The sequence below is a fragment of the Streptomyces sp. AN091965 genome, from assembly GCF_022698285.1.
Lineage (GTDB): Bacteria > Actinomycetota > Actinomycetes > Streptomycetales > Streptomycetaceae > Streptomyces.
In genome coordinates this window covers 209,547-227,781 of record NZ_JALDMY010000001.1, presented here as the reverse complement: position 1 = coordinate 227,781, position 18,235 = coordinate 209,547, and the positions used below count along the sequence as shown (strand labels likewise).

The window sequence follows — 18,235 nt, the reverse complement described above, 5'->3', positions numbered from 1 at the left end:
GGCACGGGTCGGGGCCACAGGACGGCGGCCCCGGTCGGCCGGTGTGTTCGCCGGCCGACCTCAACGGGAGTACGCGGGGTTAGCGCCGGAGGCGGCCGCTCTTGCGGCCACGGCCTCGCACGGGCTCCTAGGCGTCGAGACAGCGGTTGATGACCTTGCAGATGTCGGCCGCGTGTTTCGGTGCCGTCATGCCGAAGTGCGACGACTCGACGTCGTACGTCCACACACGGCCCTGGACGTATGGCTCCCAGAGGTCAGCCGACGATTCCGGGCTGAGCGTCGCGTCGAAGAACACCACGTCGCCTCGGTAGGTGGGCTGCGCGAACTCCCGTACCAGCCGTGCGTGTTCGACCATCAGGGAGGAGCCATTGGTGATGAGGGCCTGGCGCTCGGCGTCCTCCTGGCCGCCGGGCAGGTAGCCCTGGAGGAAGTCCCGCGCCTGCGACGAGTCGAGGACCACGTTCTGCTGGGCGAACCAGCTGCTGGGGGCGGCGTCCAGAATCATGACCAACGGCACCTCGTGGCCCCGCTGTTGCAGCTCGGCGGCGACGGCGTGGGACAGGGTGCCGCCCATGGAGTGGCCGACGAAGTGGTACGGGCCCTCCTCCTGGACGGCCAGGATCTGCTCCACGTAGTCCAGGACCATCGCCTCGAAGCTCTCCGGGATCGGGGAGCCGTCGAAGCCGCGGGCCTGGATGGCGTAGGACGGCCGGTCGCCGAGCTGCATCGCCATGCCCAGGTAGGACCAGGACAGGCCGATCCCGGGGTGGATGAACCAGACCGGCGCCTTGTCGCCTCCCGTCTTCAGCGGCAGCACCACCCCGAACGGATCGGTGTGGCCTGCCTCCTCGCCGCCCGCCGTGAGGCGTTCGGCCAGCTGCGCGACCGTCGGCGCCTGGAACACCGTCCGCATCGGTACCTCGATCATGAGGACCGCCGCGATCCGGCTGACCAGGCGGGTGGCGCGCAGGGAGTGGCCGCCGAGGTCGAAGAAGTTGTCGTCGATGCCGACCTTGGCGACACCGAGGACCTGGGCGAACAGGCCCGCCAGGACCTCCTCCTGGGGCGTGCGGGGCGCCCGGTAGGCGTCAGGACCCGCCAGCTCCGGCTCGGGCAGGGCCCGGTGGTCGAGCTTGCCGTTGGGTGACAGCGGCAGGCGGTCGAGTGCGACGAAAGCGGCGGGCACCATGTATTCGGGCAGGCGCTCGGCCACGAAGGCGCGCAGGTCCGCGGTGTCCGGGCCGCTGCCGTCGGCGGGCACGGTGTAGGCGACCAGTTGCTTGCTGCCCGCGGTGGCGCGGGCGATCACCGCGGCCTGGGCGACCTGGGGGTGTGCCGCGACGGCTGCCTCGACCTCGCCGGGTTCGATGCGGAAGCCGCGGATCTTGACCTGGGAGTCGGCGCGGCCGAGGTATTCCAGGTGCCCGTCCTCGGTCCAGCGGGCGAGGTCGCCGGTGCGGTACATGCGCCCGCCCGCCGGGCCGTAGGGGTCGGCCAGGTAGCGCTCGGCGGTCTGTGCCGAGCGGTCGTGGTAGCCGCGGCCCACGCCCGCGCCAGCCATGTACAGCTCGCCGACGGCGCCCTGGGCGACCGGGGTCAGGGCGGGGGTGAGCACGTAGCCGCGCAGGTTGTTCAGCGGCCGCCCGATGGGCACCCCGGCGGTGTAGGAGGCCTCGCTGTCCAGGACGTGCGAGGTGACGTAGAACGCCTCGCTGGGCCCGTAGCAGTTGACGATCCGCACGTCCGGCCACTGGGCGCGGATGCGGTCCACCAGGGCCGGGGTGAGGGCCTCGCCGCCGAACAGCAGCGCCTTGGGCGTGACGCGCTCGCCGAGCTGGTCGACGAGTTCGGCGAAGGCCGAGGGCACCGAGCTGACCACGTCCAGGTCCCAGCTGTCGCGCTCGGCCAGGGCGAGGACGTCGCGGACCACCTCGACGCTGCCGCCCCGGGTCAGGGTGAAGAACAGCTCGAAGCTCGCCACGTCGAAGCCGATCGAGGTGCTCGCCAGCATCTTGGGGCCCGCTTCCAGACCGACCTGGTCCGCCATGCCGTGCAGGGCGTTGACCAGGTTGGCGTGGGTCAGACCCACGCCCTTGGGCAGGCCCGTCGAGCCGGAGGTGTAGATCTGGTACAGCAGGTGGTCCGGGTGCAGCACACCTGTCCGCTCGCCGTCGGACACATCCGTGCCGGGGTAGGCGGACACGTCGGTCTGGTCGAGCAGCAGCAGCTCGGCCGTCACCCGCTCGGGCAGGACGTCGGCCACCGTGGTGTCGGTGAGCACCAGACGCGGCCCGGCCGTGTCCAGGATGTGCTGCAGCCGGGTGCCCGGGTAGCCCGGGTCGATCGGGACGTAGGCGGCACCGGACTTCAGGACCGCCAGGATCGCCACCACCAGCTCCGGGGTGCGCGGCAGGACCACGGCCACCTGGGTGTCCGGGCCGATTCCCCGCTCGACGAGGTGCCTCGCCAGCCGGTTGGCCCGCGTGTTCACCTCCTCGTAGGTGAGCCGCTCGTCCTCGTGCACGACCGCGGTGGCCTGCGGAGTACGCGTGACCTGCTCCTCCACCAGACGGATCGCCGTCTGCTGCGGAACCTCCGCCGCGGTGTCGTTGAACTGCCGCAGCACCACGTCCTGTTCGGCCTCGTCCACCAGCTCGAGCTGAGCCAGCGGAGCATGCGGATCGGCCGCTAACTGATCGAGTACGCGCCCGAGCCGGACGCCGATCTTCTCGATCTCATCGGCGGTGAACAGGTCGTCCCGGTACTGCAGACCGAGCCGTAGGTACGGATCGGCGGTGCCGGCGAGCATCAGCGGGTAATGGGTGCCGCTGAGCATGCGGATCCCGGTGACGGCGACACCGGCCGAGGTCTGTGCCCCGGTGAGTCCCTCCCGGTCGATCGGGAAGGACTCGAGAAGCACCATCGAGTCGTACAGGGGGCCCACGCCGACCGATTCGTGGATCTCGCTGAGGCTGTGGTGATGGTGGTCCATCAGCACGGTCTGGTGCTTCTGGAGCCGAGTGAGCACCTGAGCCAGGGGCTCGCGGGCGGAGTACCGCACGCGCACCGGCAGGCTGCTGATGAACAGGCCGACCATGTCGTCGGCTCCCGTGAGTTCTGGCGGACGGCCGGTGACGGTGGTGCCGAAGACCACGTCCTGACGCCCGGTCAGGTGGCCGAGGAGGATCCCCCAGGAGCCCTGGAGCACGGTGTTGAGGGTGATGCCCAGCTCGCGCGCCCGGCCGGACAGGGCGCGGGCGGTCGCCACGTCGAGCGGGATCTCGAACTCACCCAAACCTCCGTCCTGTTCGTGGGTGGCCTCGCGGGTCAGCATCGTCGGCTCGGTCACCCCCTCCAGCTCATCGGCCCAGGCCCGGGCTGCCGCCTCGTGGTCCTGCCGCGCGAGCCAGGCCAGGAAGTCGCGGTAGGAGCGCACGTGCGGCAGCGCGGAGGCGTCGCCCTCGGCCTCGTACAGGAGGATCAGGTCCCGCATGAGGTGCGAGAGCGACCAGCCGTCGTACAGGGCGTGGTTGACGGTGAACACCAGCTCCGAGTGCTCCGCGTCCATCTGGACCAGGGTCATGCGCATCATCGGCGGCACGGTCGGGTCGAAGTGCTCGGCGTGGTCCGCGCCGAGGAGCCGCTCCAGTTCCTCGTCCCGCAGGTGCTCGCTCAGATCGCGCAGGTCCACGACCCGCCAGGGCAGCTCGACGTGGTCGAGGACGAGCTGCACCTGCTGACCGGCCGCACCGGTCACGAAGGCGGTGCCCAGGTTGGGGTACCGGCCGAGGAGGGCCTGGCCCGCGGCCCTCAGCCGCTCCGGGTCCACGGTCCCGGACAGGTGGAGGACGGCCTGGATCCGGTAGGCGTCGAACGACGGCTCCGCCATCATGCTGTGGAACAGGATGCCGGACTGCGCCGGAGTCAGCGGCCACACGTCCGTGAGCCCCGGGTAATTCTCCTCCCATGTCTCCAGGTCGCGTCGGCTCACCTGGACCAGCGGCACGTCCGACGGGGTCAGACCGCCCGCGCCGGGCACGGCCGCGTGCCGGGCCAGGCCCTCAAGGGCCGTCCGCCACAGGTCCGCGAACTCCTGCGCCTCGTCCGCGGTGAGCAGACCGGTGGGGAAACCGATGTCGGCGCTGAGCCGCGGGCCCTCCTCGCCGTCGAGGACGTAGCAGTTGACCTCCATGGTGGCCAGGGCGGGCATGTCCGCGTCCAGGTCCGCCGCCAAACCCTCCGTGTCCGCCGCGATCGTCCAGCCGGTTCCGCCCGGACCCTGCTGCTTGGTGTCCGCCGTGATCCGGCCCAGGTAGTTGAAGGTGATCTGCCCGCTGTCGTACGTCTCCAGGGCCTCGGCGGTCTCCGGGTTGAGGTGGCGCAGCAGGCCGTAGCCGATGCCCTTGTCGGGGATGGCGTTGAGCTGCTCCTTGACGGCCTTGATGGCGTGGCCCGCGGAGCGGCCGCCCGCGACGGCCTCGTCGACGTCGAAGCCGTCGACGTCCAGGCGCACCGGGAACATGGTGGTGAACCAGCCGACCGTGCGCGACAGATCCGCACCCGGCGCCGCCGCCTCCTCACGGCCGTGCCCCTCCAGGCGCAGGAGCACCGAGGACTCGTCCAGGCCGCGCCGCTCGCGCCACTTGGCCACCGCGAGGGCCAGTCCGGTCAACAGCCCGTCGTTGACACCGCCGTGGAACGCGGCGGGCAACGTCGTCAAGAGCGTGTCGGTGGTGGCCACCTCCAGCTCGATCCGCACCTTCTCCACGGTGGAGCGCAGGTCGACGGCAGGATCGAACGCCCGCGAGCCGATGACCGGGTCCGGTGTTTCGACCACCGAGCGCCACAGCTCCAGCTCCGCCACCCGCTCCGGTCGCGCCGCCTCCTCGGCCAGCGTGTGCGCCCACTGGCGTGCCGAGGTGGCGACCGGAGCGAGCTCGGGCACCCCGCCTTGACGGACCTGCTCCCACGCCTCGGCGAAGTCCGGGACGAGGATCCGCCAGGACACCCCGTCGACCACCAGGTGGTGCAGCACGACGATCAGTCGGCCCGCGGTCTCGGGGCCCGCGTCGAACCAGACGAAGCAGGCCACCCTCCCGGCCGTCGGGTTCAGCTCGGCAACCGAAAGGTTGAGTTCGGCCGCTGCCAGATCTCGCCAGTCGCCCTGGTCCCAGGTGCCGTCGCACGGGACACGGCGGATGAGCGCGGCGGCGTCGACCGTGCCGGGTGCGGAGACCTCAAGGCCCGGCTCCGTGCCCGCCACCAAGCGCGAGCGCAGCGCGTCGTGGTGGTCGAGGACCACCGACAGGGTCGCTGTCAGGCCGCGCGCGTCGATGCCCGTCGGCAGATCGAGCACCATCGACATGGCGAACCGGTCGTAGCCGCCGCCCAGTTCGGTGATGTAGCGGGCGATCGGGAGCAGCGGCATCCATCCGACGCCGCCGCCCGCCAGCTCCTTGAGGACTGGCGTCGGCTGCTCGCCGGTCTGCAGGGACGCGGCCAGCTCGGCGACTGTGCGGTGTTGGAAGATCTGTCGCGGGGTGATGCGGATGCCGTGCGCCTTGGCGCGGGAGACGACCTGGATGGAGCGGATGCTGTCGCCGCCGACGGCGAAGAAGTCGTCGTCGACACCGACCTGTTCGACGCCGAGGACCTCGGCGAAGGCCGCGGCGATGACCTGTTCCTGGGCTGTGCGCGGGGCACGGTACTCACTCTTGGTGAACTGCGGCTCGGGCAGGGCGGACTTGTCCAGCTTGCCGTTCGCGGTCAGCGGCAGCTCGTCGACGAGGACGAACATCGACGGCACCATGAACTCCGGCAGTCGCCGGGCGGCGAACTTCCGCAGTTCGTCCGGGGACACGCCCGTGGTCAGGTCGAAGCCATCGCGGGCGTCCGTGTTCCGGTTGCCGGTGGGCACCACATAGCCGACGAGCTGGGTGCTGCCGCGCAGAGTGCGGGTCAGGAGGACGGCCTGGGCCACGCCAGGGTGCTTGGCCAGCACGGTTTCGATCTCGGCGGGCTCGATGCGGAAGCCGCGGACCTTGATCTGGTCGTCGCTGCGGCCGAGGTATTCGAGCTGGCCGTCGTTGCCGCGTCGCACCACGTCGCCAGTGCGGTACATGCGCGAGCCCGCCGGGCCGTACGGGTCGGCCACGAAGGCGCCGGCGGTCAGGCCGGGGCGGTGCACATAGCCGCGGGCCAGACTGGGGCCCGCCGCGTACAGTTCGCCGGGAGAGCCCGGCGGGACCGGCACCAACCGCTCGTCGAGCACGTACAGGCGGGTATCGGGGACAGCCGTACCGATGGGCGCGCGCCCAGGGGCGAGGGGGGTGCTGACGGCAATGATGACTGTGGTCTCGGTGGGGCCGTAGGCGTTGATGAAACGGCGGCCTGGGGCCCATTGGGCCACCAGCGCGGGCGGGCATGCCTCACCGGCCACCGCAAGTACCCGCAGACTGGTGAGGGTGCTCGGGGTGTCGGCAGGCATGGTGGCGACGACGCTGGGCGGCGCGGTGACATGGGTGACGCCACGGGTGGCCAGGGTCTGCGCGAGATCCTCACCGGCCAGGCGCTCCTGGTCGGGCACGATCAGAGTCGCGCTCGTGGTGAGAGCCATCACCAGCTCCCAGAAGGCCACGTCGAAGCCCGGCGACGCCTGCTGCAGGAGGCGGGAGCCCACGTCGACACCGAGGTGCTCGACGGACATGGCGGCCAGGGCGGCCAGACCGGTGTGCGTGACGCTGACGCCCTTGGGACGTCCGGTTGAGCCCGAGGTGTAGATGACGTACGCCGGGTGTTCCGGGACCAGAGTGGTGACCGGGTCGGTCTCCGGCATGTCCTGCCAGGCCCGCCTGACGTCCTCTGCGTCGATGGCGACGAGGTCGGCGGGCAGGTCAGCGGGCAGCTCATCTGCGGTCGACTGGGTGGTGAAGACCACGGTGGCGCGCGAGTCGCCCACCATGAAGGCGATGCGGTCGGCCGGGTATTCCAAGGCGATCGGCAGATACGCCGCCCCTGCCTTGAGGACACCGAGCGCCACCGCCACCTGGTGGGCGCTGCGGGGCAGGGACACACCGACCGGCTGCTCGGGCCCGATGCCGCGGGCGATCAGCCAGTGCGCGATGCGGTTCGCCCGCAGGTTCAGCTCTTCGTATGTCCAGGCATCGTCGGCCGACTCCACAGCCAGGGCCTCCGGCGACTGCTCCAGGCAGGCCCGGAACAGGGCCGGGAACGTGGCGGTCGCCACGCTCTGTTCGACCTGCCGCTGTTCGGCGAGCAGCAGCTCGCGCCGCTCGTCGACGGTGAGCAGGTCGGCGTAGCTGATGCGGTGCGAGGGTGTGGTGAAGGCGGCGATCAGCATCTGCTCCCAGCGGGTGATCAGCGTCTCGATCGTGGCGCCGTCGAACAGCTCGGTGGAGTACTCCGCCGCGATCTGGATGCCCGCAGGCGTGGTGCGGTCGGTGAACGTCTCACTCAGGCTCAGCAGCAGGTCGTAGCGGGCCGTCCCGGTACCTACGCCCTCCTCGCGCACCACGAGGCCGGGCAGCTCGAAGTCCGCCTCCTCGTTGTTCTGCAGGAACAAGGCGATCTGGAACAGCGGATGGACGGACGCGGAGCGCTCGGGGTTGAGCTTCTCCACCAGGGACTCGAACGGAATGTCCTGGTGGGAGTAGGCGGCCAGGCTCGACTTGCGGACCTGCGTGATCAGCTCGGCGAACGTCGGGTCCTTCGAGGTGTCGGTACGCATCACCCAGGTGTTGACGAACAGGCCGATGAGATCCCTGAGGCCGTCGTCGGTGCGGCCCGCGACACCGCTGCCGATCGCGATGTCCGTGCCCGCACCGAGCCGCGTCAGCAGCGCGGCCATGGTCGCCTGCAGCACCATGAACGGCGTCGCGCCCAAGGCCCGGGCCAGCTCGCTCACACCCTTGTGGACCTCCGCTCCCAGGGTGCACCGCAACAGGTCGCCCTTGTACTCCAGCACCACGGGGCGTGCCCGGTCGCTGGGGATCGTCACCTGCTCGGGCAGCCCGGCCAGCTGCTCGGCCCAGTAGGCGCACTGCTTGCTGTACAGGCTGTCCGGGTCGCTCTCGTCGCCGAGCAGCTCGCGTTGCCACATGGTGTAGTCCGCGTACTGCACCGGCAGCGGTGTCCATTCGGGCACCGCCCCCTGGGCGCGGGCCGTGTAGGCGGCGGCAAGGTCCTGGGCCAGCGGCGCGGCAGACCAGCCGTCAGCGGCGATGTGATGGATCACCATCGCCAGCGTGAACTCGGAGGGTCCGGTGATGAACAGCCATGCCCTCAGCGGTACTTCGCGCGCCAGGTCGAAGGTGTGCCGAGCCGCGGCGTCAACGGCCGCCCGCAGCGCCTCCTCGCCCCGCACCTGCCGCACGGTCAGGCCGACGCGGGCCTGCTCCGGCCGGAGGACGTCCTGGTACGGCTTGCCGCCGAAATCCGGGTAGACGGTGCGCAGTGACTCGTGACGGGTGATGACGTCGTTGAGGGACGCCTCCAGCGCCGTCACGTCCAGCTCGCCGCTCAGCCGCAGGATGAACGGCATGTTGTACGTCGCTGACAGGCCTTCGAACTTGTGCAGGAACCACAGCCGCTGCTGGGCGAACGACAGCGGAAGTCGCTCGGGCCGTTCGGTGACGGGTACCAGGGCTGCCCGGACACCGGCGTTCCCGTCCAGGTGCGGAGCGATGCCGGCCACCGTCGGATGCTCGAACAGCGTACGCAGCTCGACCTCGGCGCCGAGGGTGGCGCGAATGCGGCTGATGAGCTTGGTGGCGAGCAGCGAGTGGCCGCCCAGGTCGAAGAAGTTGTCGTCGACACTGACCCGCTCCAGGTCCAGGACCTCGGCGAACAGGTCGCACAGCAGCTCTTCCTGCGCGGTGCTCGCCGCTCGCCCGGTGGCCGATCCGGTGAAGTCGGGGGCAGGCAGCGCTTGGCGGTCCAGCTTGCCGTTGTCGGTCAGCGGCATCGTGGCGATCGCCACGACGGCGGCAGGCACCAGATGCGTGGGCAGCCGCTGCTTCAGATAGTCCCGCAGCGAGGCGACCAGCGAGCCGATCTGCCCGGCAGCAGCGGGGGCGTTGGCGAGCGCGCGGTCGGCGCGGCCGGAGGGCATGTAGGCACCGGAGAACTGCCGTGCCGCCGACGGGCCGTCCGTGAGGACGATCGCCTCGAAGCTCTCCGCCGACAGCGCGGACCAGGTCATCAGGACGCCCCAGCCGCGCCCGACCGCCCACTCGTGCAGCTCTTGCGGGTCCACCGCCGTACCTGGGAAGGCGGGGGCTTCGGTCACCTGGGCCGCCACGGCCAGGCGCAGTTCGCTGGTGAGACGGGCGTTGGGGAGGCCCCTGACCCGCACGGGTCCGTCCTGCGCGGCACACAGTTCGGCAAGGCCGGTCAGCGTGTCCGTCTCACGGCCCCAGACCAGCGTCGGCACCTCGGCCAGGTCCACCGTGTCGACCGGGTCCTTGTGCAGGACGACCTCGTAGCGGTGGCGGGTCAGCTCGTTGTGGGCTTGGCCCGGCTTGAGGCGGATGTCGACCGCGGCCGCGCCGTGCTTCTCGCCGAACTGGTGGAACCACTCGGGGTCAAGGACCAGCTCCGACTCCGTGAGCACCGCACGTTCGATGGTCGCGCGCGCCTCCGAGGGGGCGGTACCGGGCTGCTTGGCGAGGTGAACTCCGGTGCTGAACAGGTGCAGGGTGGCGGCGTTGCGGACGTCACCGACCACGATGCGGCCGCCGGGCGCGAGCAGGTCCAGGGCCTTGGCGAGTACGTGGTCGAGGTAGCGGGCGTGCGGGAAGTACTGGATCACCGAGTTGAGAACCACAACGTCGAAGTGGCCGACCGGAAGCCCGGTCATGTCATCGGCACGCCGATGGGACAGGGCGACCTTGTCGGCGAACCCGGCCTGCTCGACTTCCTGGGTGAGGCGGCCGATGACCTGCGAGGACAGGTCGGTGGCCCAGTACTCCTCGATGTTCTGGTCGTTGAGGAGGTGGCCCATGAGCAGGCCGGAGCCGACGCCGAGTTCGAGGATGCGGCGCGGGCCGGTGCGCAGGATCTGTGCCACCGCGGCGTCGCGCCAGTCGCGCATCTCGTCCAGCGGGATTTCCTCGCCGGTGTAGCTGGAGTTCCAGCCGGTGAAGTCCTCGCCCCACTCGGTGCCGGTGGCGGAGTAGACCTCGTCGTAGATCTGCTCCCACTCGTCGACCTGCTTGGCGGACTCCTCGATGTAGGCGGTGCCGTCCAGGTCGGGGACCACGTAGGCGACCAGTTGCTTGTCGCCCGGTCCGTCGTGCGGGACCACGACGGCCTGGCCGACGGCCGGGTGGGTGGCCAGGGCGGCCTCGATCTCGGCGGGCTCGACGCGCACGCCGCGGATCTTGATCTGGTCGTCCTGGCGGCCGACGTACTCGATCTGCCCGTCGGTGTTCCAGCGGCCGAGGTCGCCGGTGCGGTACATGCGTGCGCCGGCGGGGCCGTAGGGGTCGGCGACGAAGCGTTCGGCGGTCAGTTCGGCCTGGCCGTAGTAGCCGCGGGCGATGTTGCCCGCGACGTACAGCTCGCCGACCACGCCCGGCGGCAGGGGCGCGAGGCCCGCACCGAGGATGTAGGTGCGCATGTTGCCCAGCGGGGTGCCGACGGGGGTGTTGTCGGCGGCCTGCCACTCGGCGCCCGCTTCGATGGCGAAGGTGGTGGCGTAGAAGGACTCGGTCTGGCCGTAGGCGTTGACGACGCGCACGTCGGGCAGGGTCTCGCGGATGCGGTGCACGAGTGTGGCGGGCAGTGCCTCACCGGCGAAGACGACGGTCTCCAGGCCGGTCATGGCGGGCAGGCGCTCGCCCAGCTCGGCGAAGACGGAGGGCACTGTGTGGATGACGCTCGCTGTCACTTCCTGGCGCTCGGCCAGGACCAGGGCGTCGCGGACCACTTCCATGGTGCCGCCCTGCGCGAGGGTGGTGACGACCTCGAAGACCGAGATGTCGAAGTTGACCGAGGCGCTGGCGAACATCCGGGTCTCGGAGCTGATGCCGACCCGCTCGACGAGGCGTAGTACGACGTTGACCACGTTCGCGTGGCTGATCACTACGCCCTTGGGGGTGCCGGTGGAGCCGGAGGTATACATCACGTACGCCGCGTTGTGCGGGCGGACGACCCCCACCTCCTCGCCCCCGGCGCCCCGTTCGAGGTCCACATCGCCCAGGAGCAGCAGCGGCGCGTCAGTCTCCGGCAGTACCCCCACGGTGTCCGCGTCGGTCAGGATCAGCGTCGGGCGGGTGTCGGAGAGGATGAAGTCGAGGCGTGTGCTCGGGTACTTCGGGTCGATCGGCAGGTACGCGCCGCCGGCCTTGAGGATGGCGAGCATGCCGGTGACGAGGTCGGCGGAGCGCGGCAGGGCGAGGCCCACCACGGTCTCCGGGCCGACGCCGCGGTTGGCCAGCTCGCGGGCGAGGCGGCTGGAGCGCGCGTCCAGCTCGGCGTAGGTGTAGGCCACGTCGCCGTAGGTCACCGCGGTCTTGTCCGGCACCGCGGCGACCTGCCGCTCGAACAGGCCGGGGATGGTCAGCTCGGGCGTCTCGGCGGCCGTGTCGTTGACCGCGACGAGCAGCTGCTCGCGCTCGGCCGGCTCCAGCAGGTCGATCGAGCCGAACGGGGCGCGGGGGTCCTCCGCCAGCTGGGCCAGGACGCGGCCCAGGCGTACGGAGATGTCGCGGGCGTGTTCGGTGTCGAGGAGGTGGTGCTGGTGCTGGAGGGTGACCTTCAGGTGCGGCTCGGCGACCGCGATGACGGTCAGGGGGTAGTGGGTGCCGCTGAGCGGGCTGATGCCGGTCACCGAGATCCCCGCGGCGGAGTACGCCTCGGACAGGCCGGCGCTGTCGATGGGGTAGGACTCGAAGACCACCATGGTGTCGAACAGGGCCCGCAGGCCGGTGCTCTGGTGCAGGTCGAGCAGGCTGTGGTGGTGATGATCGAGGAGGGCGCCCTGGCGGTCCTGGAGCGTGCTCAGGACGCTGCCAAGCGAGGTGCCGGGGGCGCAGTCCACCCGCACCGGGAGGGTGTTGATGAACAGGCCCACCATCTCGTCCACGCCCGCGACCTGCGGGGGGCGGCCGGAGACGGTGGCGCCGAACACCACGTCCTGACGGTTGGTCAGACCGGCCAGGAGCATCGCCCAGGCGCCCTGGACGACGGTGTTGAGGGTCACGCCCAGTTCGCTGGCGCGGCGGGAGAGGGTGCGGGACTGCTCGGCGGTGAGGGGGACGTCGATCTGGCCGGCGCCGGTGGACTGGCCCGGTTCGTCGGAGGTGACGGGCAGCAGCAGGGTGGGCTCGTCCACGCCGTCCAGTTCGCGTGCCCAGGCCTGGGTGGTGGCGTCCTTGTCCTGGCGGGAGAGCCAGGCCAGGAAGTCACGGTAGTTGCGCGGCTTGCCCAGGTCCGTGGCATCGCCCGCCGAGCCGTACAGGCGCATCAGGTCCTGCATGAGCAGCGGGATGGACCAGCCGTCGAACAGGGCGTGGTGGGCGGTGAAGACCAGCTCCCACGCCTCGGCCGACAGCTTGACCAGGGACATCCGCAGCAGCGGGGCCGTGGCCGCCTCGAAGCGGGTTTTGTGCTCGGCGGCCAGGAACTGCCCCAGCCGCTCCGTGCGCTCCTCCCCGTCGAAGGAGCTCAGGTCCTCCTCGTGCCAGGGGAGTTCGACGTGGCTCTGGATGATTTGGACGCGGTCGCCCGCGCTGTCGGTGGTGAACGCGGCCCGCAGGTTGGGGTAGCGGTCCAGGAGGGCCTGTCCGGCCGCCCGCATCCGCTGCGGCTCGACGGCGCCGGCGAGGTGGAAGTCGAACTGCATCTGGTAGGTGTCGAAGGAGGCGCCGGCCAGCTCTGTGTGGAACAGCAGACCTTCCTGCATCGCGGTCAGCGGCAGTACGTCGGTCAGGCCCGCGTGCGTCTCCTGCCAGGTGTCCAGCTCTGCCTGGCCCACCCTTACCAGCGGCACATCGGACGGAGTCAGGCCGCACGCGGTGGGCTGCCCGGCATGCTGCGCGAGGCCTTCGAGGGCGGTGTGCCACAGGTCGGCGAGTTCGGTCACCTCGGCCTGGGTGAACAGGCCGGAGGGGTAGTCGAGCCGGGCGCTCAGGCGCGGCCCCTGCCCGCTGTCGGCGACGTAGGCGGTGACGTTGAGCGCGGCGAGGGCGGGCATGGCGGCGTCGAGCTCGGCCACCAGCTCGGTGGTGCCCTCGACCTGGGTGAAGCCGAGGCCCCGCAGGTCCTCCGGCATGTTCGCCGAACCGGCGTAGTGGCCCAGGTAGTTGAAGGAGATCTGGCCGGTGGAGTAGCGCTTGAGGACCTCGGCGGTCTCCGGGTTGAGGTAGCGCAGCAGGCCGTAGCCGATGCCCTTGTCCGGCACCGCCAGCAGCTGCTCCTTGACGGCCTTGACGGCGGTGCCCGCGGCGGCGCCGCCCGCGAGGGCCTCGTCCAGGTCGACGCCCGTCACATTCAGGCGGACGGGGTACATGCTGGTGAACCAGCCCACCGTCCGCGACAGGTCAGCGCCCGGAGCGGCGGCCTCCTCGCGGCCGTGGCCTTCCATGCGCAGCAGCAGCGAGTTCGCGGCCGTCTCGTCGATGCCGCGCTGGGTGCGCCACTTGGCCACCGCCAGGGCGAGCGCGGCGAGCAGACCGTCGTTGACACCACCGCGGTAGGCGGCGGGCAGGCTCGTCAGGAGCGCCTCGGTGGCCTGGGGCGACAGCTCCTGGTGGACGTACTCGATGGTCGCAATGGTGTCGACGGCCGGGTCCAGGGGGCGGCTGCCGAGGACCGGGTCGGGTCCGGCGACGATCGAGCGCCACAGGGAGAGCTCCGCGCCGCGCTCGGCGGAGGCGGCCTCGTCGGCCAGGGCGTGCGCCCAGCGCCGTGCGGAGGTACCTACCGGCGCGAGGTCCGGGGTGCGGCCCTCGCGGACGTCCTTCCACGCGGCGGCGAGGTCAGGGAGCAGGATGCTCCAGGAAACGCCGTCGACGACGAGGTGGTGCAGGACGAGGATCAGTCGTCCGGTGTGTTCCGTGCCGGCGTCGAACCATACGAACCGGGCCATGACTCCGGCCTCGGCGGCCAGCAGGCCGGCGGCGGCATCCAGTTCGGCAGCCGCCTGCTCGTGCCAGCCCGGCCCCCAGCTGCCGTCGCAGGCAACCCGGTGGATCAGGGAAGCGGCGTCGACCGTGCCGGGCGCGGACACCTCAAGGCCCGGCTGCGCGCCGGTGACCAGGCGCGAGCGCAGCACGTCGTGGCGGTCCAGAACCGGCGAGAGGGTGGCGATGAGGGCGGGCTGGTCCATGCCGGCGGGCAGGTCGACGGTCATCGACATGGTGAACCGGTCGACGCCGGTGCCCAGTTCGTCCAGCCAGTGGCCGACCGGCAGGTGTGGCACGAAACCGGTACCGCCGCCCTCCAGTTCTTCCAGGACCGGACCGGCCTGGACGCCGCTGGCGGCCTGCTCGGCCAGCTCCGCGACCGTGCGCGCCTCGAAGATCTGCCGCGGCGTGACCTCCACACCCCGGCTCCGGGCCCGCGCGACCACCTGGATCGAGCGGATGGAATCACCACCGACAGCGAAGAAGTCGTCGTCGATACCCACCCGCTCCAGGCCGAGCACGTCGGCGTAGACCCCGGCCAGGACCTCCTCCACCGCGTTGCGCGGCGTCCGGTAGTCACTGCCGGTGAACTCCGGCTCCGGCAACGCCCGGCGGTCCAGCTTGCCGTTCGGGTCCAGCGGCAGCCGGTCGAGCATCACGAACACCGACGGCACCATGAACTCCGGCAGCCGGTCGGAGACGAACCTGCGCAGCTCCCGCGAAGACACGGCCGCGGTGAGGTCGACGTCGATGTCGCCGACGTTGGCCACCTCGCCGGACTCCCACAGCTGCGCGGCCACCACATACCCCACCAGCTGGGTGCTGCCCTGGTGCTGGCGGGTGACCACGGCGGCCTTCGCGACACCGGGGTGGGCGGTCAGCGCCGCCTCCACCTCACCCGGCTCGATACGGAAGCCGCGCACCTTGACCTGCGCATCATCACGGCCCGCGTACTCCAGCTGACCATCGGCGTTCCAGCGCGCCAGGTCACCCGTGCGGTACATGCGATGACCGACGGGACCGTAGGGGTCGGCGACGAACCGCTCAGCGGAAAGGACGGCCTGGCCGAAGTAGCCGCGGGCCACCTCGCCCGCCACGTACAGCTCACCCACGACGCCCGGGGGCACCGGCTTCAGGCCCGCGCCCAGGACGTAGGTGCGCATGTTGCCCAGCGGCACACCAATCGGCGCCCCGGCCGAACCGCTCCAGCCCTCCTCGGCCTGGAAGGCGGTCGCGTAGAACGACTCGGTCTGCCCGTAGGGGTTGATCACGCGCACGCCCGGGATCGCCTCCCGGGCCCGCGCCACCAGGGAGGCGGACAGGGCCTCGCCGCCGAAGACCACCGCATCCGCCTGGATCTTCCCGCCCACCTGGTCCAGGAGCTCGGCGAAGACCGACGGAACCGAGCTGATCACACTGCCGCTCCAGCCACCGCGCTCGGCGACCACCAGCGCGTCACGCACCACCTCAACCGTGCCGCCCACCGACAGCGTCGTGATGATCTCGAATACCGACACGTCGAAGTTCACCGACGTGCCCGCCAGGATCCGCGAACCGGACTCCAGGCCCACCACCGCGGCCAGACGCGTCACACCGTTCACCACGCCGACGTGGGTGACCGCGACACCCTTGGGCTTGCCCGTCGAACCAGACGTGTACATCACAAACGCGGTGTTGTGCGGATACAGACCCACCTCAGGGGTGTCCGCCGCGCCGCTCTCCAGATCCAGCTCATCAAGCCGGAGCAGGGGGGCATCACCCGCAGGCAGCACCGACTCCGTTGCGGAATCGGTCAGGATCAGCTGCGGCCGGGCCTCGGCCAGGATGTGACCCAGACGGGCACTGGGGTAACGCGGGTCGATCGGCACATACGCCGCACCGGACTTGAGAATACCCAGCAGCGACGTCACCAGATCCGCGGTACGCGGCACCGCGAGGCCGATGAGCGTCTCAGGGCCCGCACCGCGCCGGATCAGCTCACGCGCCAGACGGTTGGCACGCTCATCCAGCTCCCGGTACGACAGGTCCTGCGCATCGGTCGTGACGGCGATCGCGTCCGGGATCAGCACGGCACGCCGCTCGAAGAGCTGCGCGACGGTGCCCTCGGGGGTCGCCTCCGCGGTCTCGTTACGCCCGGAGAACACAGTCTTCTCGCCGGCGGACAGCACGTCCACGGAACCGATCCGGCTGCCGGGGTCGGCCGCCAGGGCCCGCAGGATCCGCAGGAAACGCTCCCCCATGGCCTCAACCGTGGCCCGGTCGAAGAGATCGGTGGCGTACTCCAGGGTGCAGTGCACACGGCCCTGCTCATCGGAGGCGAAGTCGAACTCCAGATCAAACTTCGACGTCTCGTTGGCGATCGCCTTCAGCGCCACCGTCACGCCCGGCAGGTCCATCTCCATCAGAGCGGTTCTCTGCCAGCTGAACATCACCTGGAAGAACGGGTGATAGGCGGTGGAGCGCTCCGGGTTCAGGGCCTCGACGAGGCGCTCGAAGGGCACGTCCTGGTTCTCGTAGGCGCCGAGCGCCTTGTCCTGGACACGGTCGAGCACCTGCTCGAAGGTCGGGTTGCCCGACAGATCGGTACGCAGCACCCAGGTGTTGACGAAGAAGCCCACCAGGTCGTTGAGCGCACTGTCGGTACGGCCCGCGACGGTCGAGCCGATGGAGACGTCCTCACCGGCACCGAGGTGGTGCAGCAGCATGGCGAGGGTCGACTGCATCATCATCGCGCGCGTCAGACCGCGCTGGTTGCCCACCGCGTCGACGGCGGCCACGAGATCGGCGTCGGCCGTGAAGACGACGGTGTCACCCTTGTGGCTGGCCTTCGACGGCCGCGGACGATCGGTGGGTAAGAGTTTCGGCTGCGGTATGCCGGACAGTTCCTGGCTCCAGTAGTCGAGCTGTGTGGACAGGACGCTGCTGGGATCGTTCTCGTCGCCGAGGTGCTCCCGTTGCCACAGCGTGTAGTCGATGTACTGGACAGGCAGTTCGGGCCAGTCCGGCCGGTCGCCCCGGACGCGGGCGGTGTAGGCGGTGGTCAGGTCACGGGCGAGCGGGCCCACGGACTCCCCGTCGCTGGCGATGTGGTGGATCAGGATCAGGAGCTGGTGGTCCTGGGCGCCCGTGCGGAAGAGGGTGGCGCGGACAGGTATCTCCTCGGACAGCGTGATCGTGTAGTTGGCGGCCTCCCGCACTGCCGCGTCCAGATCCTGCGCGGCCACCTCGACCAGCGGGATGTCAAGGCGGACCTGCTCAGCGGGGAGCACCTGCTGCCCGGGCGCGCCGTCGGCATCCTCCACGATCAGGGTGCGCAGACTCTCGTGCCGGGTCACCACGTCACGGACCGCCGCCGCGAGTGCCTCTGTATCCAGCGCGCCTGTGAGCTGAACAAGGAAGGGCACGTTGTACATCGGGGACGGCCCCTCGAACTTGTCGATGAACCACAGCCGCTGCTGCGCGAAGGACAACGGGATCATGACGTGGTACTCCTCTTCATCGTGCGCAGAAGGGACTGAATTGCCGCCGACGCGCCCGTGACCGTGCGCGTCGACTCCCCGTGTCGTCGGGTGCGAATACCGCTGGACGAATTTCCGGGCGTGCGATTTCGCCTTGCTCGGCGCGTCGGCCCGCCGTCGACGGAGTGGTTGTCGTTCGAACTCGGCAGTCGTTCTCGGCGGGGAGGGATTTGACTTCGCCACGGTCGGGTCGATCATGCAGAAGCATGGCGCGCGAGCGTGGAGACCGCTGTTGAGATTCTCCGAGGGAGCCTGACGCTTTTACGGACAGCCCTGTCGAGACGCTGGGCCTGTCGGTTCAAGGTACCTCTGTCCCGTCAACGGGACCACGAGGGTGCGGCCTCCGGACGGGCTTTATCTGTACGGCCGCACGCGACTCTTGACAACACTCCACCCATCGAAACGGAATGACATGCACTCATATCATTGCCGTCCGGTTCTATCGCGACCGGAATCCGGGATCGCACTTTCCTGTGAGCGCACCTCGGCAGCCGCATGGCAGGGGCAAGAACCGTGAGAGCGGCGAGGGAAGCGATGGCTTGCCATACGCTTCCTTTCTTCCGCCCGGCG

General features: G+C 70.4%; 1 protein-coding gene. It reads right to left on the bottom strand.

The annotated features are described in order from the left end of the window. Positions 1-127 precede the first annotated feature (127 nt). A complete protein-coding gene (locus MQV74_RS00885; RefSeq protein WP_242714062.1) occupies positions 128-17,626 on the bottom strand; it encodes a non-ribosomal peptide synthetase in 17,499 nt (5,832 codons plus the stop codon). Positions 17,627-18,235 lie beyond the last annotated feature (609 nt).